Here is a 20,417-nt window from a genome sequence, read left to right on the forward strand (position 1 = left end):
TCGAAGGCCGCCACCACTATTTCGCGGCGGCGACCTTCGCTGTTGATGGTCAGTGTTGATGTGGCGGTGGGACCTTGCCGCCGGCTGCGACGTCACGGATCCAACCTGGGACGTCGACGTTGTCGGAGTCGGCAGTTTCGACGTAGGCGCGTGCTGCTGCGCCGGCCGAGTTCGGCGGCGTCGTCGTCGCTGACGGTGCCACCTGCGTCCCTCAGCGACTTCAGACCACCAGGTAGCCCAGCTTTTTTGCAGCGCCAGTGATGCGGCCCGAAAGGTCAGGATGACTCAACGGTAAAGAAAGCACTGGTCGAATGGGCATTGCAGCGCCAGCAGGTGTGAACAGCGCTACGCAAGGCCCGCCGGCGAACCGGCTGTTGTATCGCAGTCCGTCAAGGTTCGGGAATGCCTCCACGACGTGGCGTGCCCATTGCTGAGTGACTGCATGCTGTCCGGTCGAAAGTGCGAAATTTCCGCCAGCGCGCGTCGCCCATGCTCCATCGCTATCGGTCGCAACGTCAAGGACGGTGATCGGTCGGTTGAACGAAAGACCCGTCAGATAGGGGCGATTGCACTCTCGATCGATCGTGCGATCTACCTGAAAGGCGTCGGCTAGAGCTACTTCCGGAGTTGATGCGCCGTACCAGACACCGCGACCGATCGGGTCATAGCCGAGAGGTAGGGCGTGCGGGTCGAAGCGCAACAGCGGTCCGTAGGTACACATTTTGCTCCCAGGCCAGCACATGGTCGCCGTCGGTCCCATGAACCCGCCACCACACCTCCTCGGCCGTAATCGCCCGTAGTTCACCGTCCTGGATCCCCAACTCGCGCAGCACTTGTGGGGAAGGTGAATCCGGCAGCATCGGACTTGGATTCGACGTCACGAACCTGCCCAGTCGCCAACCTCGACAAGCTGCAGCACCGAGTCGACCGGCTCTCCGACCAACAACCATTCCCTGACCGATCTTGGCTTCCCATCGACGAGTAGCTCCGGCTGGGGTGTTGTGAGGAAGCCAGCCACAGCGGCGGGGTGCAGCTTTCGGCGCAGCAAATGTGGCAGTACCTGATCGAGCGCGCGGACGTGCTTGAGGGTGAGTTCCTTCGGTTCCCTGCGACTCTCGACGAGTTCGAACTGAAGTGCGGGATAGACCCACGTGCCACCGTCGTCGATTGCCCACAGCGTGTGATGGAGGCGGCGCTGCCTCAATCGAGAATCGCTGACGTTCAACCCTTTCGCTACCTCTGCGGGCGAGTACGCCGTGCTGTAGAGCCGAGCCAGATGAGCGATTACCTCGGCTGCATTCTCGTCGCAGGACTCCGGATCCTCGGTCAGGCCGAAGGAATCGAGTAACTGTGCCCCGGCGGCGGTCCGTCGAGCCGAGCCAGGCCGCTGCAGATGTAAAGCGCGCAAGGCAGATATGAGGTCGGACCGATTGAAATCGAATCGGTCTCGGATTAGTTGATCAAGCTCGTCCTCGCTTGTCACAGCAGGCCCCCGATCGAGCTAACGGTTTCCAACGACAGGTTACGCCCGTTATCAGCACCGCGAGCCGTGGTTATTCGGAAGAACTCCCACGGACTTCGCACGATGACTGGTGAGACCCCGACCGGGGCTCGCTAGAGGAGCGGGACGAGGACGAAGCTGGGGCTGTAGCCGCGTTGCCCTACGTATGTCAGACAGTTCTCTGGCGAGACCGCAATGTCAGGTAGCTAATCCAAGCCGTGTTCAACCGGTGTAGGCCAAATCGGAAATAACGCGTGAATCGAAGGCATCGATCCGCGACTGGGGAGGCAGCATACTGGCGCCATGGCTACCCTGATTCGCGACAGGTCGGCAATCGTCCAGACCGCTGAAGGACAATTTCGGATCCGCCCGGACACTGCGGATGAGGATCCTTGGAGGTTGACCTCCGACGCACTGACGGACATTCGGCACGGAGCAATCCACGTAGTTACCGGCACAACCTACGGACCAGTGAGAATCACCATCGAGGAGTGGACGGGCCCTGCACCGGTTGAGGGTGAGTGCTGGGACGTCATCTGTGAGCGCAGTCTGAACAATCTCGCATCAGAAGATCCACACTTCCCGTCGTCCTCGGTGTGGATGGGCAATATAAACGATTCCGAGCCCGAGGTACTCGTGACGGACGTCGTCGGCCACGTGCGGATCAGGTTGCACGCAGTGGGCCGCGACTTGGGCCGCGCCAAGGGCGACGCCATTGAGCCTGTAGAGCGGTACCTGCTTCAGGTTTGGGCGGAAGACGTTCCATCCGCACCCACCCACATATACGGAAGCGACGCAGTCATGGGTGCTCGGCTGGGAGCTGACAACCTCTCCACACTTCAGGAGGATAAGCCGGGCACAGGCGAACCTACATTGGTCCCACCGTCACAACCGATGGTGAAAGACATCAAAGGAAAAATCTCTTCCAAGTCATTTCCGTTGTGGTATCCCGGTGATCACTGAGGAAGACTCTGCTTCCCCTCGCTGTCGCCGGCGACCGGACGTGCCACGGTCGAGCAGTGCGAACAAGTTTGCCGCCCCGAGTGGGAGCCCCCGCCTAGTCCTCTGTGAACACTGCAGACAGGAGCGGAGGCCACCAGGTCGGTGACCATCCCTCAATTCCGGAGTCGGTCCACCCCCGTTTCAGCTTCCGATAACTCGAACCTGGATGACCGTTTGTGAAGTCCACTTCTGCACGCAAGATCTCAGAAGATGACTAAACGCTCGTAGAAAGCCTCATCACCAAGCCGCTGTCGATCCAAGTCGCGCCGAACCTCGACACGCGCGGAATCGAGTTCGACTAGGCGATTCTCGGCGTTTGCGATTGTGCTCGTCAGTCTCGCCAGGTGGCTGTGAATTCGTACCAGGGACCGTCCAAATGTGTTGCGGTGAAGTCATCGAACCCGGTGGGTTCACCGTCGGGTGAGTACACCCATCCCACAGTGGTGAGGAACATGCTGCCCTCGTCGTGAAAGTAGACTTCGCCTTCCGGGGTTGCCTGAGCGAACCCTATGTCGAACGGCCCAATTTCGAAATCCTCGCGAGTAGTTCCGGGCGTTCGCAGCAGATCCGAGGCGACAGTTTCAAATTCGGCTCGATCACCGAGAATCGATTGCGGTGGTAGCAGCACCAATGCAGCCGTACCTACGCCTACGCCGATCGGCGCCGGAAGGATCCACCAGGACCATCGACGATCAGCCAAGAGAACGTACAGAGTGCGAATTGCCCAAAATACGCCTAAAGCGAGGAAAAGGAAAAGCAGGGCGAGGGTGACGAGCAGAGGGTCCAGCCAGGCGAACACCCCAAACGGGGAAGGCCACCAGTTGCGCTGAAGACAGATCCACACCATGACGGCGGCGGAGACAATCGCCAGGAAGATTGAGCCAGGTGGCTTCCGCAATGCAGGCTCGCCGATCAATTTCTCAGCTACCCACTCATCCAGGGCCTGGAACTTCGTCATCAAGCCACCATATCGGCGAGCGGTTCGACTGAGCTGGTCCAAATCATGTGAACCGGCGTCGCCATCATGGGATATCGCACGTTTCGAGTTCTGGACACCCGTCGATTCTATGGAACGCTACACGCACCGTCATTGTCCGAATTAAGTTCTGATTCAACGTTATCCGGCAGGCAATGGGGACCCGGACAGCATCTCCGGGCCTCGCTTTTCGAGCGCAACAATTGCAGCGACAACGATCAGCGCGGCGCTTGCAATTCCTGGCAGCCAGGTCGAATCCGTGGCGTACAGGAAGAACAGCACATTTTTAAGCTGATATATCGCCGATGGCAGCAAGATGAGCGCTCTCGTTCGACGCATCCTGCCGATCAAATACAGCACTTCACAAATCAAGCCAACCATTGCCAACAAAATCAAAGGAGGCCCTCGGTGCCACTGCCAGAAAACTTCCCGATAACTTTCGTCCTGGAAATCATAATTGGCGAACACGACAGACGCGGCCAAGAGGAGCGCACCCGCAACCCAATTGATCGGGTGGCGCGGTAGTTCGCGGATCCTAATCAGAGTCCACTTCTGAACTCGTACCGCATCGTCCGTTGTGCCATCAGCCCATCATCCCAGGCATTCGACCGTCGACGCCTACTGCCCCGGAGGAGTACGTAAATCAACGGGAATGCCGGAGGTGCTATGGCAATGAGCCCGGAGAGCGAGTACATCCGCACCGGTCCGATGTGCTGCGGGGGTGGGACTGGGCACGCGGTCGGTCATATCTAAGGTCTGTCACCGAGGAGTCGTTCCAACTCCGAGCCGGCGTTCGGACAGTCGGCGTCGGACAGTCGTTGCAGCTCAACCAAGTCGCGGCTCTCGACCGCGCGACGGGTCAGCAAGAGCCCGGCATGCTCGCTGCCCTCATCGAGCAGTTCGTTCAGTGCATCCACGTCGTTTCGGGCATCCGCGAGGTCGGCGAGCCGATCCAGCGCGGTCTCGTTGCCTTCGTCGGCAAGCGCACGGAGGATCGTCTCATCGGCATCGGCATCGGCATCGTGATCAGTCATGAACTTAGTGTGCAGCCTTGCCCCTGGGGCAAGGTCAAGTACAGAATGATCGATGATCACCATCGGGAAACTCGCCACCTACGCAGGCGTGTCGACGAAAGCAATCCATGTTTACCACGCCAAGGGGTTGCTGCCTGAACCGAAACGGGACGCCTCCGGCTACCGACGCTACGACGCGCAAGCAATTATCGACCTGACACGCATCATCACCCTCGCTCAGGCCGGCGTCCCGCTGGCCCGCATCCCCGCGGTCCTATCCGCCGACGCAGCCACCGAACACATAGATCAGATCGATACTGAGCTACGCGACCGCATCCGCCAGCTCCAGCAACGTCGGATCCGGCTACAGCACCTCGATCAGCCCGAGCGGCTATGCCTCCCGGCCGAAGCCATCGACTACATGGAACGGCTCCGCGCAATCTGCCTGTCCGACCGTCACGTGAACGCAATCCGCGACGGTTGGATCCTGGGCTACGCCATCGCCCCCGACATCACCCGAGCCATCCTTCCCACACGCACCGCGTTACTGAGCGATCCGGAGTACATCACGGTGCTCCGCGAATACGACGACGCAATCGACTGGAATCCCGACGACCCCCGACTCCTCCAAATCGTAAACGCAGCAGCACTACTCGCTGAGCACATGACGCTCGTCTCCGACCTTCCCGATTTCGACAAAGCGCCCCCAGCGACCCTCGAGATCCTCACCGGCCATCAAGGCATCGACAGCCCCGCGTGGAGGCGCCTCGAAGAGCTCCTCACTCAACGATTAACAGAGCAGGGAGCGCCTCGCGATTACTGATCTCCAAGTGCCTGGTCGACCAGCGCAGGCGCTGAACCTACTAAAATCTTCAATACCACTCGTGTTCATCACGATCCAACCTTCGGGTGCGTGTTTCGGCTGCTCTGCTGGCGGCAGCGAACCGACCCGCGAACATGCAGAACGGCACTGGGTCGATGTCGGTTTATCGATATTCGTCGCTGGGCACCCGAAGCGCGCCCGCACCGTCCATCACCATCGCGAGACCTACTTCGAAGGAATTCGCGAACGAATACCCCGGCTGCATCACGTGTTCGCCGGCGAACTGCGCCATCCGCGGGAACTTTCTCAGATCCATCGCATCCCGAATCTCCGGTGCCGAACCCGGAAGGTCGATACTCGCGAGCATGGCCTCCTGCAACGCGAACCCATAGACGAACGCATCGACCACCGCGTAAGTGTGGGCAGCCGCGGACAGCGAAAAGCCGTTCGACAGAAGCACATCGAGCACAGCTTCATGATTGGTCAACGTCGCCTCGCCCGGGCTGACCCGCGTCTCCATCAACGCAGTCGCCCACGGGTGCCGACCCAGCGTCAACCGAAGCGACCGTGACCTGCGCGCCAACTCTTCACTCCACACCCCGCCCGCCACGGGCAGATAGACCTCGCCGAAAACGTGATCGACGAGCGCGTCGAGAATGTCCTCCTTGTTGGCGACGTGGTTGTAGATCGCCATGGGGCGAACCCCGAGCTCGTCGGCGAGCGCCCTCATCGTCAGCGCCGGTACGCCGTCACGATCTGCCAGCGTCACCGCGCAGGCTACGACGCGTTCCCGCGTCAGCGAGTTTCGTGGAGCGCGTGCCTTTACCATCGTTCCAGAGTAACGTACTTTGTACGTTATCAACTTTCCGGAGGCCGGCTGATGGATCAAGCACACACGATGCGCGCGATACTGCAGCCGCGCTACGGAACCAGCGAAACACTCGTCGTCGGCGAAACCACGATCCCCACACCCGGACCCGGCCAGATACTGGTGCAAGTGCGAGGCGCAGGCATTTCCCGCGGCACCGTCCACCTCCTCACCGGCCTCCCCCGAGTGATGCGCCTCTTCACCGGCCTCCGCACCCCGCGCCGACGCATCCCCGGCCTCGACGTCACCGGAGACATCGTTTCCATGGGCAAAGGCGTCACCGATTTCCATGTGGGACAACGAGTATTCGGCATCGCGAAAGGCTCACTGGCCGAATACGCCATCGCCGACGCAAAATCCCTCGCACCCGCACCCGCACCCACCGGACTCGACGACGCGCACGCCGCCGTCCTCGCCGAATCCGGGCTCACCGCACTCCAAGCCCTCGACGCCGCTCGCGTCGAACAAGGCACGCGACTACTGATCATCGGAGCGTCCGGCGGGGTCGGCAACTACGCCGTCGCGTTCGCTGCCGCCAGGGGCGCCGACATCACTGCAGTGTGCAGCGGCGCGAAAGCCAAGATCGTCAAAGGTTGGGGCGCAACGCACACCATCGACTATCAGCGCGAGGACTACACCACCACCCAACACAAGTACGACGCCATCCTCGACATCGCCGGCGGCACACCACTACCGCAGCTCCGCCGAATCCTCGCCGACGACGGAACAGCAGTCTTCGTCGGAAACGAAACCGGCGGCCCCTGGACCGGAGGCTTCGAAAAGCCATTCCTCAACGCTGCGCGCATGATCCCGAAGCGACAGCGCTACGCAGTGGTGACAGCGCGCACCCGGCGCGAGGAGTTGGAGCGCCTCGCCGACATCATCGAACGCCACCACATCGTCCCCGACATACACCGCACCTACCCGCTCGATTCCGTGCCCGCAGCACTGGACGAACTGCAATCAGGACGTGTCTGCGGGAAGATCGCCATCACCATCTGATTCCGCAGGTCAGGGACGAGACAGAACGGCAAGGGTCGCGTCGGGCAACTCCCGGTACCCATCGAATCCGACGGCACGTTGACACCCGTCGAGCTCGAACGACACCTGAGTTCCACCCGAGCCATCAGGCCGCAACCGAACAGTCGACGCCATCTGCGTCGCATCCAGCGAACATGGCTGTGCAACAGGCGCATCCGCGAGCGATATCGCCAGTGCTGCACTGTCGGACCGATTCAACGCAAGTGTCGATCCCGGTACGACATAACTACCATCCAGCCCCGCCGGCTCGGCCGGATACCTGCAGACCTGCAGGCCGCCGACATCGCTGATCGGCATCACCAGTGCAGGCGGACGAACCCGGCCACCCTCGCGCTCACGTTCCACTGCCGCATCGACGTCCTCGGTAGTGGTGTTCTCGAACTCGCTACCCGACGCGCCACCACACCCCAGGGCATCGACGGCGACACCCGTCGGGTGGACGGACCGCGACACCTCGTCCAGCATCCCGAGGGGTTCCAACGGATCATCCCGAAACCCACACGGAGCACTCGGCCACGCCGGGCGAAAGGCCTGGCCAACATCATCAACGAGCCACAACCCCGCCGGAACCTCGACCGCAAAGACGCAGCTGGCCGAAATATTGTCCGCATACCGCGACGAACCAACCGAGAACGCGTCCGCGACAGCACCCACATCACCCTGCAGACGCACCGAATCCACCGACATCTCACCCGAACTGCTGACCCCACGCTCGCACCGCACCACCGCGACCGGCTCGAAATCCGCAGGCGGATAACCCACTTCCGGTGCCGTGGACGCAATGGCCGGATCCCAGGGCCCCACACCTGTCAAGGCTGTATAGATGTCCCGGGACAAGCAATCCGCGGACTCCACCACTGATGCAGTCGGCGGCCGGAACGACACCGTATCGATGCCGACCATCTGCAATCCGAAACTGCACGAGCTACACACCACCGCCACAAGCGGCAACCACACAGCTGAGCGACGCATGCCGTCGAGGCTACGCCCGGCAACTTTCGAGTTCTTGTCGGTGGGGCGTTGTATCTTTTTCTTATGCACAAGTTGGGGGACTTTCGCAGCGCCGACGCACTCTCCGATCAGGAGATCGTGTCCGGCATCAGCGACATCACCCATGCCGAAAACAACTTCGCTGCACAGAAATACGCACTCCTCGCCGAATTCTCCCGACGCGGCCTCAACGTCACCCTCAAATACTCGACGCCGACGCGGTGGCTCGCCTCCGGAACCCGCGTCGCCGACGGAAACGCCGCCCGACAATTCGACACCGCCAACTGGCTCACCCACTGGCCCGCAGTATTGAAGGCCCTCAGCGACGGTGACATCCACATCGCGCACGTCAGAGAAATCTACGACGGCTACACCCACATCCGCACCGCCGATCCCACGCTCGGCAGCACCCGAATCGCCGACATCGTCGACGACCTACTCGGCGTCGCATTCGACGCGACCGCAGCGAAGGTACAGAAGCGGGCACACGAACTCGCACACGCCGTCGCTCACGACGCCCGCGCCCGCTACGACGAAGCCCAGCGCGAACGCCAGCGACGCGAAGAAGAACGCCGAGAGCAGGAAAAGCTCGGTGACACAGTCGAACCCGAGGACAAACACGAAGAGCAGGCCGTAAAGAAGGTCGAAGACGGCGCCGACGGTGTGCCCGAGGGGCCGCCTCCGCTACCAGCGTCGGAGAACCCCGCACTCAACAGGTTCGACCTCTACCTCCAATCCGACGGACGCACCTCCTTGAGAGGGGACGTCGACAAGATCCTCGCCGAAAAGCTGCGGACGGTCCTGTCACCGCTGTCGAAACCGCAACCCGAGCCCGACGCCACCCCCGACACCAGGAGTCCATCGAAACGGCAGGCCGACGCGCTCTCCGAGCTACTCGACGCGCACCTCACCGGGTACGCCCCCGGGCACGGTGCGTCGAGGCCGCAGGTGAACGTCACCGTCAACCTGCGGGACCTCCTCACCCCCGAAGCGCAGGCAAAAATGGGTGGGAGTGCTGGAGCCGTTTCCGACGGAGCAGGTACCAACAGTCTGGTGCCCGACAGCTCGGGTTTACACGGAATCAGGGCCAACGGCACAGCTTTCAACGGCCTCGGGGCCGAATGTCCAGATGCCAATGGCCCCGGGTCCGATAGCCCAGATACCAACGGCCTAGGAGCCGATGCCTTGGGTCTGGACCGCCCAGGTGCCAATGTCCCCGGTCCCGACGACTCAGCAGAGCCGGACGGTGAAGGTCCCGGCGGCGCAGCAGAGCCGAGTCCCGACAGTCCCGACTGGCCTTTCCGCCTCGGGTGGACCGGGCCCATCAGCAAAAACCTCGCCGAACTCTTGAGCTGCGACGCCGACCTGACGCCGATCATCATCGACCACAACGGGATTCCCCTAGCGATGGGCCGGACGGTCCGCCTCGGCACAACCTCCCAACGCACCGCCGTCATCCTCCGGGACCGCTGCTGCGTCATGTGCGGGCGCCCCGCCGACTGGTGCCTGCTCCACCACGTCGTCTTCTGGCGGAACGGCGGCCCCACCGACGTGAACAACCTCGCCCTCGTCTGCAACGAATGCCACCGCGCCATCCACAACGACGGATGGGAAATCGCATTCGGCGACGACGGCTACCCCGTCGTCATCCCGCCAGTCACCGTTGACCCGCACCGAAAACCAAGACCCAGCTACCACCGAAGACGAAAACCCGCCATGTAGAACAACATTGACGTCAGCACTGGCCGGCGCCGTCGCCCAGCCACACCACATCGACGCCAGGAGCTGCTGTGCCCCAACCCATTCAGAGTCCGAACACGAAAAACAAGAGCAGTAGCCGTCAGATCGACCCCGCCTGCTCGATGACCAAGATCCGTGCCTCCCCGACCGGCACCGCCTTGTGCTCGTCACCGACCTCGGCGACGCACATCGTTCCGGGGACGAGCCTTTCTACGTGCTCGCCCCCCGGAGTCCCGGTAGTGCATGTCCACGATGCCGTCGACAACGACGAACACTTCGGTGCCATCGTTGACGTGCCAGACGTACGCACTGTCAGTTCAATGCAGGCGCACAGTGGCGTTGTCGATGGACGCGAGCAGCTGCGCACCCCAAGGCTGCTCCGCGGTAAATTCGCCGGCCGTCACGAAACGCATCCGCTCGCCCTCCATCTGCCGAAGTCGGTCACCGGACGCTACCGCCCCGCGCATGGTGCAGCTCACACCACCGTCAGTTGTGCACAACATAGTTGTGAACTACTGTTTTCCGGGTGCATCGACACCGCGCCGCCTGCACAAACATGAGGAGACCTATGAGCACAACCGAAAAGCGAGCCAGTCCAGTGCTGATCCCGGCGCTCGCCGTCACCGTGATGGTCGTCGCGCTGCTCCAAACAGTGGTCATCCCGGTACTAGCAGACATCGGCAAAGCTCTGAACGCATCCTCCTCAGCGGTCGGTTGGACGGTGACCGCGAACCTGCTGGCCGCCGCGGTCCTGACCCCGATACTCGGACGGCTCGGTGATGTCCGCGGCCGACGCCCAGTACTCCTGGGCATTCTCCTCGTCGTCGCGGCGGGTTCGCTGCTGGCGGCGCTGACCACCTCGCTTCCGCTGCTGATCCTCGCGCGGATTCTGCAGGGCGCGTCGTTCGGCCTCTTCCCCCTCGCTATCGGGGTGCTGCGTGACGAACTACCCGCGCAGCGGCTCACCGGCGCGATGGCCGTGGTCAGCGGCACTCTCGGCATCGGCGGCGGCATCGGGTTGGTGCTCACCGGGCTACTGACCCGCGACGGCGGCGACTACCACCGCATCTTCTGGCTCTCCCTCGCCGTCACATTGGTGTCTTTGGTGCTGGCAGCGGTCACTGTCCCCAAGCACGGCCCAGTGGGCGGCGGCAAGATCGACTGGCTCGGCGGCGGAGTGCTCGGCGCCGGATTGGTACTGCTGCTGCTCCCGCTCTCGCAGGGTCACGAATGGGGTTGGGCCTCGCCCGCCACCATCGGCTGCCTCATCGCGTCGGTCATCGTCTTCGCGCTCTGGATCGTCCTCGAACGCCGGGTCGACGAACCGCTCGTGCTTCCGTCGCTGCTGGCCAACCGCCCGTTCATGATCACGAACGCCGCAGGCCTCCTCATCGGCGTCGCGATGTTCGTCTCGTTCCTGGGTGTCTCCGGGTTCGTGCAGGCCCCATCGGAGGTCGGTTACGGCTTCTCAGCCAGCGTCCTCGCCGCCAGCAGCGTCTACCTCCTGCCCGGCGCATTAGCGGGAGTGGTCGTCGCACCGATCGGTGGACGCCTCGTGCACCGCTTCGGAGGCCGCTTCACCCTCATCCTCGCCTCCCTGGTCGGCGCTGTCGGCTTCGCGTTCATCGCCGTTCTCCACACCGCCAGCTGGCAGCTCATCCTCGGGGTGCTGTTCATCAACAGTGCTGTCAGCCTCGGCTACGCGGCGATGCCCGCGCTCATCGTCGACGAGGTCCGCCCCGATCAGACCGGTGTCGCCAACAGCGTCAACTCCATCGCCCGGTCGGTCGGCAGTTCGCTGGCCAGCGCGGTGGTCATCACCCTCCTCAGCAGCCAGCTGCTCCCCATCGGGCTGCCGAAGGAGTCCTCGTACGTCATCGCCTTCGTCATCGGCGCCGTCGGGCTCACCCTCAGCGCCGTCATCGTCGCCGTAGGCCTGCCTCGCCCGGGTTCACGCGTCGACACCCGGACCGCCCTGGAGATCGAACAGGAACGGGCGACTTCCCTCGCCGCGGAATGGTCGACGGTCACCGGACGTTGAAGACAACATCAAGCCAACCAGAGAAGAAGGTAGAACTATGACCTCAGTACTTATCGTCGTCACCGGCTCGGACCATTGGACCCTCAACGACGGCACCCTCCATCCGACGGGATTCTGGGCTGAGGAACTGCTGAGCCCGCTGTCCGTTTTCCGCGACGCCGGTATCCCCTTCACCATTGCCACCCCCGGTGGCGTCCGCCCGACGGTCGACGAAACCAGCCTCGCCCCCGAATCGACCGGTGGCGCAGACGAATCCGCTCGCCAGCGCGCCGCACTGGACGCCATCGACGACCAGCTCGCAGCACCACTGAAGCTCGAAGACGTCTCGGCCGATGACTATGCAGCCATCTACATCCCGGGCGGGCACGGCCCGATGGAAGACCTCGCGGTCTCCCCGGTACTCGGCAAGCTGCTCATCACAATGCTCGACGCCGGAAAGGTCATCGGCTCGGTCTGCCACGGCCCCGCCGCTCTGCTCTCCGCGACGAAGCCGGACGGCGAATGGGCATTCGCCGGGCGCGTGATGTCCGGGTTCACCAATGACGAAGAGCGCCAGGCCGGGTTGGCCGACAAGGCACCGTGGCTGCTCGAGGACCGGCTCCGCGCCGCCGGCGCCGATCTGAAGGTCGGGCCCGCGTGGGGACCGTTCTCCGTCGTCGACGGCACCGTCGTCACCGGCCAGAACCCGCAGTCGAGCACCGAGGTTGCCGAGAAGATCGTCGCGCAGCTGAAGAAGTAACCAGTACGACAAAGGAACGGAGCGCCCACACGGCGCTCCGTTCCTGCACGCAACCATGGGTGATGAACATCCTCGTGAGCGCGGAAGATCTCGTCTCCGGTTCTCGCGGAGGCTACATCAGAACTGAAATACGATGCGGCCGACGGTCTTTCCCTCGCCGAGGCGTCCAATCCCGTCTGCGACGTCAGCAAAGGGCAGCCGCTCACTGATCATCGGCTTGATAGCACCAGAATCTGCAAGTCTTGTCAGCTCGGCATGACACTCGTGCATCGCTTGAGGGTTGTATTGCTTGTACAACCCCCAATGCAGCCCGATGATCGAGTAGTTTTTGATCAGAGCATGATTGAGCCCGGGGGTTTGGATAGTGCCGCCGGCGAATCCGATGATGAGGATACGTCCTTCGAATGCAATGCATTTCGTGGACTTCATGTACGAGTCGCCCCCGACGGGGTCGTAGACGACGTCGGCGCCGCGGCCGTCGGTGAACTCTTTGACGAGTGGGACGAAGTCCTCACGCCGTCGATCGATCACCAGATCCGCTCCGAGTTGGCGACAGTATTCCGCCTTGTCTCGACCGCCGACGACACCGATCACTTTGGCACCTGCCGCTTTTCCCAGCTGTACTGCGGTACTTCCCACGCCACCCGCCGCGGCGTGCACCAGTAGCGTCTCACCGGGCTGCAGCTGGGTGCGCCGATGCAGAGCGAACCAACTCGTCTGGTAGCCGATAGTCAACGCAGATGCTTCAGCATCGTCCAATGACACAGGGGCGGCAAACGCATTCTCTTCGTCCAGTACGGACAATTCGGCAAAGCTACCTATGGGCAAGGTCGGGGTGCCGATCACTCGGTCACCGACTGCAAACCTGGTGACGCCGTCTCCGACCGCGACGACCCTGCCGCAGAGTTCGACACCAGGGGTGAAGGGCAACGTCGGCTTGACTTGATATTCGCCTCGGCACAACAACACGTCGGGAAAATTGGCCGGTGCAGCGAGCACTTGCACGAGTAGCTGCCCTGCTCCTGGCGCTGGATCGGGCACCTCCTCGATGTCGAGAACATCTCGGGGTTCGCCGAGTTTGTTTATGCGCCATGCTTTCACGATGCTTCTCCTGGTTTCGTTGGTTCAATTTGCTTGCAGGTCGGCACGAGAGGTGTGACTGTGCCGAATAGTCGAGAGGGCGATCAGTCCGACGATCGCAAGGGCGATGACGAAGTACGCCGGGGACTGCACGTCGCCGGTGTATTCGACGAGCCAGACTGCAACGAAAGGCGCTGTGCCACCGGCGATGATGACACCGAAGTTCCAGCCAAGAGCAACTCCGGTGTAGCGGGATTCCTTCTCGAAGAGTTGGGGGAGGACGGTGTATGCACCCACTTGCGCTGCAACGGTGTTCAGCATGATCACCACGTATGCAAGGGTGGCGACGAGCAAACTGGATTGCATGATGCTCATCATCGGGTAGGTCAGCACGATGTACCCGACGAAGCCGATGGTCATCAGTCGCACCAATCCGATTTTGTCGCCGAGCATTCCACCCAGCGGCATGCATACTGCCGAGATGCCGATGGCTATCGTCGCTACCCAGTACACCGGGGTGGCGTCGTATCCGAGCTGCTTGGCCAGATGGATGGTCATGTACGTCAGACCGATGTACGCAGTTCCGTTGACGGCTGCACTGATGGCTACCGCTTGGGCGAGCGCCCTCGGCTGACGTCGGAAGATCGCGCCGGCCGGTGAATGGATCGACTTGTCGGTTTCGGCAGAATCGTATGTTTCTTCCACCCGCGTGCGCGCCCAGAGGCAGAACAGCGTGAGCGGAAGTGCCAGCAGGAACGGGATCCTCCATCCCCACGATTCCATCTGACTATCGCTTGTCAGGGCAGAAACGACGCCTGCCACTGCGGCGGCCAGGGCGAAACCACCTGTCGCACCCAGTGGTGTGAATGAGCCATAGGTGGCTTTGCGGTTCGCCGGCGCCGATTCGGCAATGAACGTCGCGGATCCGCCGACCTCCCCACCAGCAGAGAACCCCTGCACTACACGCACCGCCACGAGAAGGACCGCGGCCCAGATCCCGATGTGGGATGGCGTGGGGAGTAGCCCCATCGCCGTGCTTCCCGCACCCATGCAGATCAGTGTTGCCATAAGGGCTTTCTTACGCCCGTATCGGTCTCCTATGTGGCCGAACACCAGGCCTCCGAGGGGCCGGACGAGGTAGGCGGTTCCGAAAACCGCCAGAGCAGACAGCAACGAGGTGACGGGTCGATCGCTCGGGAAGAACAGCGGCCCGATGATCACTGCCATGTAGCCGTAGAGGCTGAAGTCGTAGTACTCGATCAGCGTGCCCACACCGCCTGCGATGGCTGCTCTGCGTGCTTTCGTCGTTTTTTCTGCCGACTGGACCACCGGTTGGATGGTCGTGGTTTGTTCTTCGAACACTTACAACTCCTCGAGTGGGCATGTGAGCAAGATCATCCAGAATGATGTGTCCCGAACGATCGTTTGTCAATCGTTCAGCCGATAAAGGTGCAATGTTGCTGGTTTTTACTGGACTTAGTTCCAATTACCAGTTTCATTGACAAACGAACGTTCGAGTGCCAATCTCGGTAGGTCGACGGTCCTGCGCACGCAGTCGAAGCAGAGAGAAAGGTGATCGAATGGACGTCATCGAGCCCCCCTGGGTGATCCACTACCCCAAGGGCGTCACAACAGAATTGACAACCCAGTTTCCGACGATGCTGGCAGCGTGGGACCACCAGGTCCACACCCGACCGACCGATCCTGCCGTCCATTATCTAAATGTGACGCTGACGTTCGCGGGCCTGGAAGACGCCGCGAATGCCCTCGCTTCGGCTCTGCTCGAAAACGGGCTCCGTCGCGGCGAATGTGCGGCGATCTACCTACAGAACGATCCTCAATGGCTTGTATCGATGCTGGCCGTATGGAAGATCGGGGCGGTCCCTACCGCGGTGAACCCGATGCTACTGAGCAAGGAGTTGGCACATCACCTAGCCGATTCCGAGGCAAAGGTCCTCCTCTGCCTGGAAAGCCTGTACGCCGACGTAGTGGCGGAGGTTCGAGATGAATTGCAACTGCACACGGTGATCACCACGCACCCCCTCGACATGACCCCCGATGCCGTTCTCTCACCGAAGATGTCCACCATTATCGGTCGACGACAGGGCTTCGCGGGGACGCTCGACTGGACATCTCTGATGAACACCTACCGCGGACAGCGACCACCGCCGTTGAACACTCGTGGTGACGATATCGGGATGCTGACGTACACCTCCGGAACGACGGGCGCGTCCAAAGGTGCGATGAACCTGCACAGCGCCATGGTGCACAGTTCGACAGTATTCAGTCAGTGGTGGGATTTGCATCCGCAACGCGACGTGATCGTCGGCGTCGCACCCGTATTCCACATCACCGGACTGATCGCAGGATTCGGTGCGCACATCGTCAGTGGCGTACCCCTCGTACTTCTGCACAGGTTCGACGCAGAGGAAACGCTTCGCGCGATCGAAAGGTGGCGAGGCACATTCATGATCGCAGCGAGTACTGCGTTCATTGCGTTGAGCACCCATCCCGCTCTCGCGAGCACAGACACTTCTTCCTTGACGAAGACCCCCTCCGGGGGCGCATCCGTCAGCCAGGCACTCCTCGACCGTGTTCGAGCTTCTACCGGGTGGGTTCTTCGCGGTGCATACGGCATGACAGAAACGACATCACCCACACATCTTGGACCACCCGATGTAGACGCCCCGACAGACCCCGATACCGGCGCATTGTCAGTCGGCGTTCCAGTTCCAGGCGCCCGAGTGCGAATCGTGGACCTCGAAGACGGCCACGATCTGGGCCATGGTGAGATCGGTGAAATCGTCGTCGCCGGTCCGATGGTCGTACCGGGTTACTGGCACCTTCCTGAGGAGTCCGCCCACGCGATCCGGGACGGTTGGCTACATACCGGCGACATCGGTAAGACAACCGATGACGGGTGGCTCTTCGTCGTCGACAGGCTCAAGGACATGATCAACGCAGGGGGCTACAAGATCTTCCCGAGGGATGTCGAGGACGTCCTGTACCAGCACCCCGCAGTGAGGGAGGCGTCGGTGCGCGGAATTCCCGACGAATACCGCGGCGAGACCGTGCAAGCTTCTGTCTCCCTCCTGTCAGGAACCAAAGCCTCACCCGAGGAGATCATCGAGTTCTGCCGCGGCCGAATGGCTGCATACAAGTACCCTCGCTCTGTGATAATCCTCGAAGAACTTCCGAAAACTTCAAGCGGAAAAATTCTGCGAAGAGAGCCGCGTCATGCCTAGGTCAGCCTCGAGTACCGAATCCGACGAAAGGGACGCAGTGAGCCATCCCACTCGACGCTACCCAACTCGTCCCGACACAACCGCAAGCCGGGACGCCATCATTGCGGCGGCCACGAAGAACTTCCAAAACCGCGGCTATCATGGCACTTCGATACGAGATATTGCCCGGGACGCGGACATGACTGCAGCATCGATCTATCACCACTTTCCATCGAAACAACACATCCTCCAGTACCTCATGGAGAGTGCACTGAAAACCGTTATCTCTCGGACCCAATCGGCGCTGATAAACGCCGGGCAATCCCCGGTGGAGCAACTCGAGGCGGTGGTCCGCGCGTGGGTCCAGTTCCACGCCTGCAACACCGCTGAAGCTCTGATCAGTTCGACCGAGATCCGCAGCCTCGACGCGGTCGGCCATAGATTGGTGATATCGCTCAGAGATCAACAACAGCAACTGTTTCGCGACATCATCCACCGCGGAGTCACCGATGGAGTCTTCACCACGGTGTATCCGGTCGAAGCCTCGCGAGCAATCATAAACATGGGCGTCGCCATCTCGTCTTGGTATCGACCGAACGGCAGTTTGACCCCCGATGACATAGCTGAGCGCTATGTCTCCATCGCGTTGGGTGCGGTCGGTGTTCGCGCAGAGGTCTAGAGCAGCCGACCGACAGTGGCGAGGCTCGGCAAGACGTGCGTGAGCGGTGACTTCCTGAGCTCGTCCTCGCCAAACGAACCACTGAGCACGCCGACGACGATGCCAGCACCCGCATTGTGCCCGGCGAGAACATCATTGGGCGTGTCCCCCGCCACGAGGACGCGTCGAACATCGGTGACTCCGGTCGCCTCCATGCTGTGGAAGATCAGGTACGGCGCGGGCCGGCTCGCGGCTACGAGGTCGGAGGTGACGAGCGCGTCGACGGCGTCTTCCTTCCCCGCCCCGACGGTCCAGCCCATCCCGGCGAGGATGGCGTCGGCGATGTCCGCGGAATACCCGGTCTGCAGAGCCACTTTCACGCCCCGAGCACGCAAAGCCCGCATGGCCTCGGGCACACCCGCCACCGGTTTCGGCGGGGTCTGCCGGTAGGCGACGATGAGGCGCGCACGAAAATCCTCGAACACTTCGTCCACGAACTTCGGATCGGTGGACGCGCCCAGCCCGTCGAGTAGCCCGGCGATCGCTTCATGTTTACTGGTCCCCTTCCACGCGGCCAGCAGTTCGGCGGGTAGTGGGGTGTCTGCTGCGTCGGCGACGGTCTGGGAGAGCACCTCGTACACGAGGCCGCCCTCGTCCACAGTGGTGCCGGCCATGTCGAGGCTGGCGAGGTCGAACGAGCGAGTTGTGGTCACGAAATCTCCTTGACGATGCGCAGGTCGTGCGCGGATCGGGTGTTGTCGATGGTAAACGCGACGCGGTCGGGTCGGTACCGGTCGTCGGCGTATTCGAGTGGAGTACCGGAAAGGTCTACTGCTCTGCGTCTTTCGCGTAGCAGTGGTGCGCCTGGGTCGATGTCGAGGTGCGCCGCGTCGACGTCGGTGGCGGCGACGGCATCGATGGTGTGCCTTCCTTCGTGCAGGTCGATGCCTTGCCCGATCAGGTATGCGTAGATGGAACCGGAGTCGGGGTCGAAGTCGAACAGGGTGCGTCCGACGGATTCGATGAAGCTGGATCGCTCGAGCATCGCGGGCATGCCGTCGAGTGTCCGGAGCCTGAGGACGTCGACGACAGCGGTGCCTGCCTCCAGGCCGAGCGCGGCTGCGGCCAGCGGAGTCGCTGCGCGGCGCGCTATCTCCAGGGTGCGCTGACCCGGTTTACGGCCGATCGCCTCCGCCCACGCGGTGAACGACATGAACGTCTCGAACGATTGCCCGACGGCGGTGTCGCACACCACCGGTGGACGTCCACGGCCACCGGCGATCAACCCCTCGTTACGGAGCGCAGCCAGTGCGGCCCGCACCGTCCCGCGTGAGGCCTCGAATGTGGTGCACAACGTTGCCTCCGAAGGCATGGGAGCACCGACGGGCAGGGTGCCGTCGGCGATCTGTGTACGGAGCGCATCGGCGACGCGGGAATGCAGCGGAAGTGACACTGAGGCTGGCCTCCAACATGATTGAACAACTTTGTTGCTACGCAGTCTAACCATTCGAACCTGGCAGAAACAATGCTGCACAACGGACATGAACGCATGGTGAACTTGTTCGAACAACTCGCTCCGGACCGTTGACGCCCGGTCACCGAGGGGGAACTGTTGTCCAGGTGATGATCGACCGAACCCCCCACCACCGATTCGACCTCGTCGTCGTCGGCGCCGGCATCGTCGGCCTCGCCCATGCCGTCGACGCGGTCCTGCGCGGAATGTCCGTGGCTGTCGTCGAACAGGACGACCATGCTGTCGGCGCCTCCATCCGAAACTTCGGACATATCTGCGCCACAGCACAATCCGGACACGCCCTGACGCTGGCGCTGTCCGCACGCGAACGCTGGCTGATGCTCGGACGCAAGGCGGGCTTCGAGGTACGAGAATGCGGCACCCTCGTGCTCGCCCGTGCACCGGACGAACTGGCAGTACTGGAAGAGTTCGCGGCCGAACGCGGATCCGAACAGGTGACGCTCGGCGCCGCTACCGGCCCGTTCGGCGGCGTCGGCGCCGCGCACCTCCCTCTCGACCTCCGCGTCGACCCTCGCGAGGCGGTGCCGGCGATCGCGGCGTGGCTGGCAGCGGAAGGCGTCGAATTCTTCTGGAACACACACGTAACCGGTATCGACACGAATGCCGTGCACACCTCGCGCGGGGAGATCCACGGCCGGAACATGATTCATGCCGTCGGCCACGACGTCGACCGACTCTTCCCCGACATCGCCGCCGAATGGAACGTCGAACGCTGCCGCCTGCAGATGCTCGAAGTCGCCCCACCAGGCGACGTCGTCATCGACGCGGCCGTACTCACCGGACTGTCCATGCTGCGCTACGACGGGCTCGCGGCCATGCCTTCTGCCGTCGCAGTACGCGCGCGGATGAAGGCAGATTCACCCGAATTGCTCGACGCCGTCATGAATCTCATGCTCACCCAACGCACCGACGGCGCGATCGTCCTCGGTGACACTCACCATTACGCACGCACCCACACCCCGTTCGACGACGAATGCAACGCCGAACTCCTTCTGCGCGAGGGCGAATCACTGTTCGGCGCACCACTGACCGTCCTGCGCCGGTGGCGTGGGGTCTACGCCACCAGCGACCGCACCGACTTCCTCACTGCCTCCCCCTCCTCGAACGTCCGGGTGGTGTCGGTGACCTCCGGAATCGGCATGACCACCGCGCTCGGCCTCGCACCCACCGTCCTCGACTCGTTCTGA

The 20,417-nt window shown here is 62.3% G+C and carries 22 protein-coding genes and 1 pseudogene; 9 read left to right on the plus strand and 14 right to left on the minus strand.

Annotated features, from left to right (window positions below):
• Positions 1 to 49: 49 nt before the first annotated feature.
• From ABIB36_RS03210 to ABIB36_RS03220, 3 genes and pseudogenes are all read right to left on the minus strand, one after another.
• Positions 50 to 202, minus strand: coding sequence for a hypothetical protein (locus ABIB36_RS03210; RefSeq protein ID WP_179142331.1), 153 nt, complete (start codon positions 200 to 202; stop codon positions 50 to 52).
• Positions 203 to 220: 18 nt separating this feature from the next.
• Positions 221 to 860 (minus strand): annotated as a pseudogene (locus ABIB36_RS03215) (RES family NAD+ phosphorylase).
• A 17-nt stretch (positions 861 to 877) separates the two neighbouring features.
• Positions 878 to 1,483: a DNA-binding protein gene (locus ABIB36_RS03220; protein WP_354559127.1), complete on the minus strand. Its 606-nt coding sequence runs from the start codon at positions 1,481 to 1,483 to the stop codon at positions 878 to 880.
• Between the two features lie 321 nt (positions 1,484 to 1,804).
• Here ABIB36_RS03220 and ABIB36_RS03225 point away from each other — a divergent pair, with 321 nt between their 5' ends.
• Positions 1,805 to 2,464: a hypothetical protein gene (locus tag ABIB36_RS03225; protein ID WP_354559128.1), complete on the plus strand. Its 660-nt coding sequence runs from the start codon at positions 1,805 to 1,807 to the stop codon at positions 2,462 to 2,464.
• A gap of 370 nt (positions 2,465 to 2,834) precedes the next feature.
• Here ABIB36_RS03225 and ABIB36_RS03230 read toward each other — a convergent pair whose 3' ends face one another.
• The 3 genes from ABIB36_RS03230 to ABIB36_RS03240 form a co-directional block, all read right to left on the minus strand.
• Complete coding sequence (locus ABIB36_RS03230; RefSeq protein WP_354559129.1) at positions 2,835 to 3,461, minus strand: DUF1109 domain-containing protein; 627 nt, start codon at positions 3,459 to 3,461, stop codon at positions 2,835 to 2,837.
• A 159-nt stretch (positions 3,462 to 3,620) separates the two neighbouring features.
• Positions 3,621 to 3,962 (minus strand): hypothetical protein, encoded by a 342-nt coding sequence (locus ABIB36_RS03235; RefSeq protein ID WP_354559130.1) that lies wholly within the window; start codon positions 3,960 to 3,962, stop codon positions 3,621 to 3,623.
• A gap of 266 nt (positions 3,963 to 4,228) precedes the next feature.
• Complete coding sequence (locus ABIB36_RS03240; protein ID WP_354559131.1) at positions 4,229 to 4,513, minus strand: hypothetical protein; 285 nt, start codon at positions 4,511 to 4,513, stop codon at positions 4,229 to 4,231.
• A 52-nt stretch (positions 4,514 to 4,565) separates the two neighbouring features.
• Here ABIB36_RS03240 and ABIB36_RS03245 point away from each other — a divergent pair, with 52 nt between their 5' ends.
• Complete coding sequence (locus tag ABIB36_RS03245) at positions 4,566 to 5,315, plus strand: MerR family transcriptional regulator (RefSeq protein ID WP_354559132.1); 750 nt, start codon at positions 4,566 to 4,568, stop codon at positions 5,313 to 5,315.
• A 163-nt stretch (positions 5,316 to 5,478) separates the two neighbouring features.
• Here ABIB36_RS03245 and ABIB36_RS03250 read toward each other — a convergent pair whose 3' ends face one another.
• Positions 5,479 to 6,144, minus strand: coding sequence for a TetR/AcrR family transcriptional regulator C-terminal domain-containing protein (locus tag ABIB36_RS03250; protein WP_354559133.1), 666 nt, complete (start codon positions 6,142 to 6,144; stop codon positions 5,479 to 5,481).
• A gap of 51 nt (positions 6,145 to 6,195) precedes the next feature.
• On the opposite strand from ABIB36_RS03250, the gene ABIB36_RS03255 reads away from it, so the two are divergent.
• On the plus strand, positions 6,196 to 7,185 hold the full coding sequence (locus ABIB36_RS03255; RefSeq protein ID WP_354559134.1) for an NAD(P)-dependent alcohol dehydrogenase: 990 nt from the start codon (positions 6,196 to 6,198) through the stop codon (positions 7,183 to 7,185).
• 9 nt (positions 7,186 to 7,194) lie between these two features.
• Here ABIB36_RS03255 and ABIB36_RS03260 read toward each other — a convergent pair whose 3' ends face one another.
• Positions 7,195 to 8,196, minus strand: coding sequence for a hypothetical protein (locus ABIB36_RS03260; RefSeq protein ID WP_354559135.1), 1,002 nt, complete (start codon positions 8,194 to 8,196; stop codon positions 7,195 to 7,197).
• Between the two features lie 63 nt (positions 8,197 to 8,259).
• On the opposite strand from ABIB36_RS03260, the gene ABIB36_RS03265 reads away from it, so the two are divergent.
• Positions 8,260 to 9,936: an HNH endonuclease signature motif containing protein gene (locus ABIB36_RS03265; protein WP_354559136.1), complete on the plus strand. Its 1,677-nt coding sequence runs from the start codon at positions 8,260 to 8,262 to the stop codon at positions 9,934 to 9,936.
• A 118-nt stretch (positions 9,937 to 10,054) separates the two neighbouring features.
• On the opposite strand, the gene ABIB36_RS03270 is transcribed toward ABIB36_RS03265, so the two are convergent.
• Both ABIB36_RS03270 and ABIB36_RS03275 read right to left on the minus strand, forming a co-directional pair.
• Positions 10,055 to 10,240 carry a hypothetical protein gene (locus tag ABIB36_RS03270; RefSeq protein WP_354559137.1) on the minus strand — a complete coding sequence of 62 codons (186 nt, stop codon included), beginning with the start codon at positions 10,238 to 10,240 and terminating at the stop codon, positions 10,055 to 10,057.
• 31 nt (positions 10,241 to 10,271) lie between these two features.
• Entirely contained in the window at positions 10,272 to 10,421 is a 150-nt protein-coding gene (locus ABIB36_RS03275) for a hypothetical protein (protein ID WP_354559138.1), read from the minus strand.
• Positions 10,422 to 10,522: 101 nt separating this feature from the next.
• Here ABIB36_RS03275 and ABIB36_RS03280 point away from each other — a divergent pair, with 101 nt between their 5' ends.
• Positions 10,523 to 11,995 carry an MFS transporter gene (locus ABIB36_RS03280; RefSeq protein WP_354559139.1) on the plus strand — a complete coding sequence of 491 codons (1,473 nt, stop codon included), beginning with the start codon at positions 10,523 to 10,525 and terminating at the stop codon, positions 11,993 to 11,995.
• A 37-nt stretch (positions 11,996 to 12,032) separates the two neighbouring features.
• A complete protein-coding gene (locus ABIB36_RS03285; RefSeq protein ID WP_354559140.1) occupies positions 12,033 to 12,734 on the plus strand; it encodes a type 1 glutamine amidotransferase domain-containing protein in 702 nt (233 codons plus the stop codon).
• Between the two features lie 117 nt (positions 12,735 to 12,851).
• On the opposite strand, the gene ABIB36_RS03290 is transcribed toward ABIB36_RS03285, so the two are convergent.
• Both ABIB36_RS03290 and ABIB36_RS03295 read right to left on the minus strand, forming a co-directional pair.
• Positions 12,852 to 13,835, minus strand: a complete 984-nt coding sequence (locus ABIB36_RS03290; RefSeq protein WP_354559141.1) for an NADPH:quinone oxidoreductase family protein — start codon at positions 13,833 to 13,835, stop codon at positions 12,852 to 12,854.
• Between the two features lie 24 nt (positions 13,836 to 13,859).
• Positions 13,860 to 15,176: an MFS transporter gene (locus tag ABIB36_RS03295; protein WP_354559142.1), complete on the minus strand. Its 1,317-nt coding sequence runs from the start codon at positions 15,174 to 15,176 to the stop codon at positions 13,860 to 13,862.
• A 218-nt stretch (positions 15,177 to 15,394) separates the two neighbouring features.
• Here ABIB36_RS03295 and ABIB36_RS03300 point away from each other — a divergent pair, with 218 nt between their 5' ends.
• Positions 15,395 to 17,059 carry a class I adenylate-forming enzyme family protein gene (locus ABIB36_RS03300; RefSeq protein WP_084347376.1) on the plus strand — a complete coding sequence of 555 codons (1,665 nt, stop codon included), beginning with the start codon at positions 15,395 to 15,397 and terminating at the stop codon, positions 17,057 to 17,059.
• Between the two features lie 37 nt (positions 17,060 to 17,096).
• The gene (locus ABIB36_RS03305; protein ID WP_256895688.1) at positions 17,097 to 17,717 is read left to right on the plus strand and encodes a TetR/AcrR family transcriptional regulator; all 621 of its coding nucleotides are present in this window, start codon (positions 17,097 to 17,099) and stop codon (positions 17,715 to 17,717) included.
• On the opposite strand, the gene ABIB36_RS03310 is transcribed toward ABIB36_RS03305, so the two are convergent.
• Both ABIB36_RS03310 and ABIB36_RS03315 read right to left on the minus strand, forming a co-directional pair.
• A complete protein-coding gene (locus ABIB36_RS03310; protein WP_354559143.1) occupies positions 17,714 to 18,409 on the minus strand; it encodes a phosphonatase-like hydrolase in 696 nt (231 codons plus the stop codon). The genes ABIB36_RS03305 and ABIB36_RS03310 overlap by 4 nt on opposite strands.
• The gene (locus ABIB36_RS03315) at positions 18,406 to 19,149 is read right to left on the minus strand and encodes a GntR family transcriptional regulator (RefSeq protein WP_218775720.1); all 744 of its coding nucleotides are present in this window, start codon (positions 19,147 to 19,149) and stop codon (positions 18,406 to 18,408) included. The genes ABIB36_RS03310 and ABIB36_RS03315 overlap by 4 nt, the downstream gene beginning before the upstream one ends.
• A gap of 170 nt (positions 19,150 to 19,319) precedes the next feature.
• On the opposite strand from ABIB36_RS03315, the gene ABIB36_RS03320 reads away from it, so the two are divergent.
• The gene (locus ABIB36_RS03320) at positions 19,320 to 20,417 is read left to right on the plus strand and encodes a TIGR03364 family FAD-dependent oxidoreductase (RefSeq protein ID WP_354559144.1); all 1,098 of its coding nucleotides are present in this window, start codon (positions 19,320 to 19,322) and stop codon (positions 20,415 to 20,417) included.

The sequence above is a fragment of the Rhodococcus sp. UYP9 genome, from assembly GCF_040547235.1.
Lineage (GTDB): Bacteria > Actinomycetota > Actinomycetes > Mycobacteriales > Mycobacteriaceae > Rhodococcoides.

Excerpts from the sequence above, each read along its gene's own strand:
- ABIB36_RS03225 (WP_354559128.1), top strand. The coding sequence starts at position 1,805 with ATGGCTACCCTGATTCGCGACAGGTCGGCAATCGTCCAGACCGCTGAA.
- ABIB36_RS03230 (WP_354559129.1), bottom strand. The coding sequence starts at position 3,461 with ATGACGAAGTTCCAGGCCCTGGATGAGTGGGTAGCTGAGAAATTGATC.
- ABIB36_RS03240 (WP_354559131.1), bottom strand. The coding sequence starts at position 4,513 with ATGACTGATCACGATGCCGATGCCGATGCCGATGAGACGATCCTCCGT.
- ABIB36_RS03245 (WP_354559132.1), top strand. The coding sequence starts at position 4,566 with ATGATCACCATCGGGAAACTCGCCACCTACGCAGGCGTGTCGACGAAA.
- ABIB36_RS03250 (WP_354559133.1), bottom strand. The coding sequence starts at position 6,144 with ATGGTAAAGGCACGCGCTCCACGAAACTCGCTGACGCGGGAACGCGTC.
- ABIB36_RS03255 (WP_354559134.1), top strand. The coding sequence starts at position 6,196 with ATGGATCAAGCACACACGATGCGCGCGATACTGCAGCCGCGCTACGGA.
- ABIB36_RS03260 (WP_354559135.1), bottom strand. The coding sequence starts at position 8,196 with ATGCGTCGCTCAGCTGTGTGGTTGCCGCTTGTGGCGGTGGTGTGTAGC.
- ABIB36_RS03265 (WP_354559136.1), top strand. The coding sequence starts at position 8,260 with ATGCACAAGTTGGGGGACTTTCGCAGCGCCGACGCACTCTCCGATCAG.
- ABIB36_RS03270 (WP_354559137.1), bottom strand. The coding sequence starts at position 10,240 with ATGGCACCGAAGTGTTCGTCGTTGTCGACGGCATCGTGGACATGCACT.
- ABIB36_RS03275 (WP_354559138.1), bottom strand. The coding sequence starts at position 10,421 with ATGCGCGGGGCGGTAGCGTCCGGTGACCGACTTCGGCAGATGGAGGGC.
- ABIB36_RS03280 (WP_354559139.1), top strand. The coding sequence starts at position 10,523 with ATGAGCACAACCGAAAAGCGAGCCAGTCCAGTGCTGATCCCGGCGCTC.
- ABIB36_RS03285 (WP_354559140.1), top strand. The coding sequence starts at position 12,033 with ATGACCTCAGTACTTATCGTCGTCACCGGCTCGGACCATTGGACCCTC.
- ABIB36_RS03300 (WP_084347376.1), top strand. The coding sequence starts at position 15,395 with ATGGACGTCATCGAGCCCCCCTGGGTGATCCACTACCCCAAGGGCGTC.
- ABIB36_RS03320 (WP_354559144.1), top strand. The coding sequence starts at position 19,320 with ATGATCGACCGAACCCCCCACCACCGATTCGACCTCGTCGTCGTCGGC.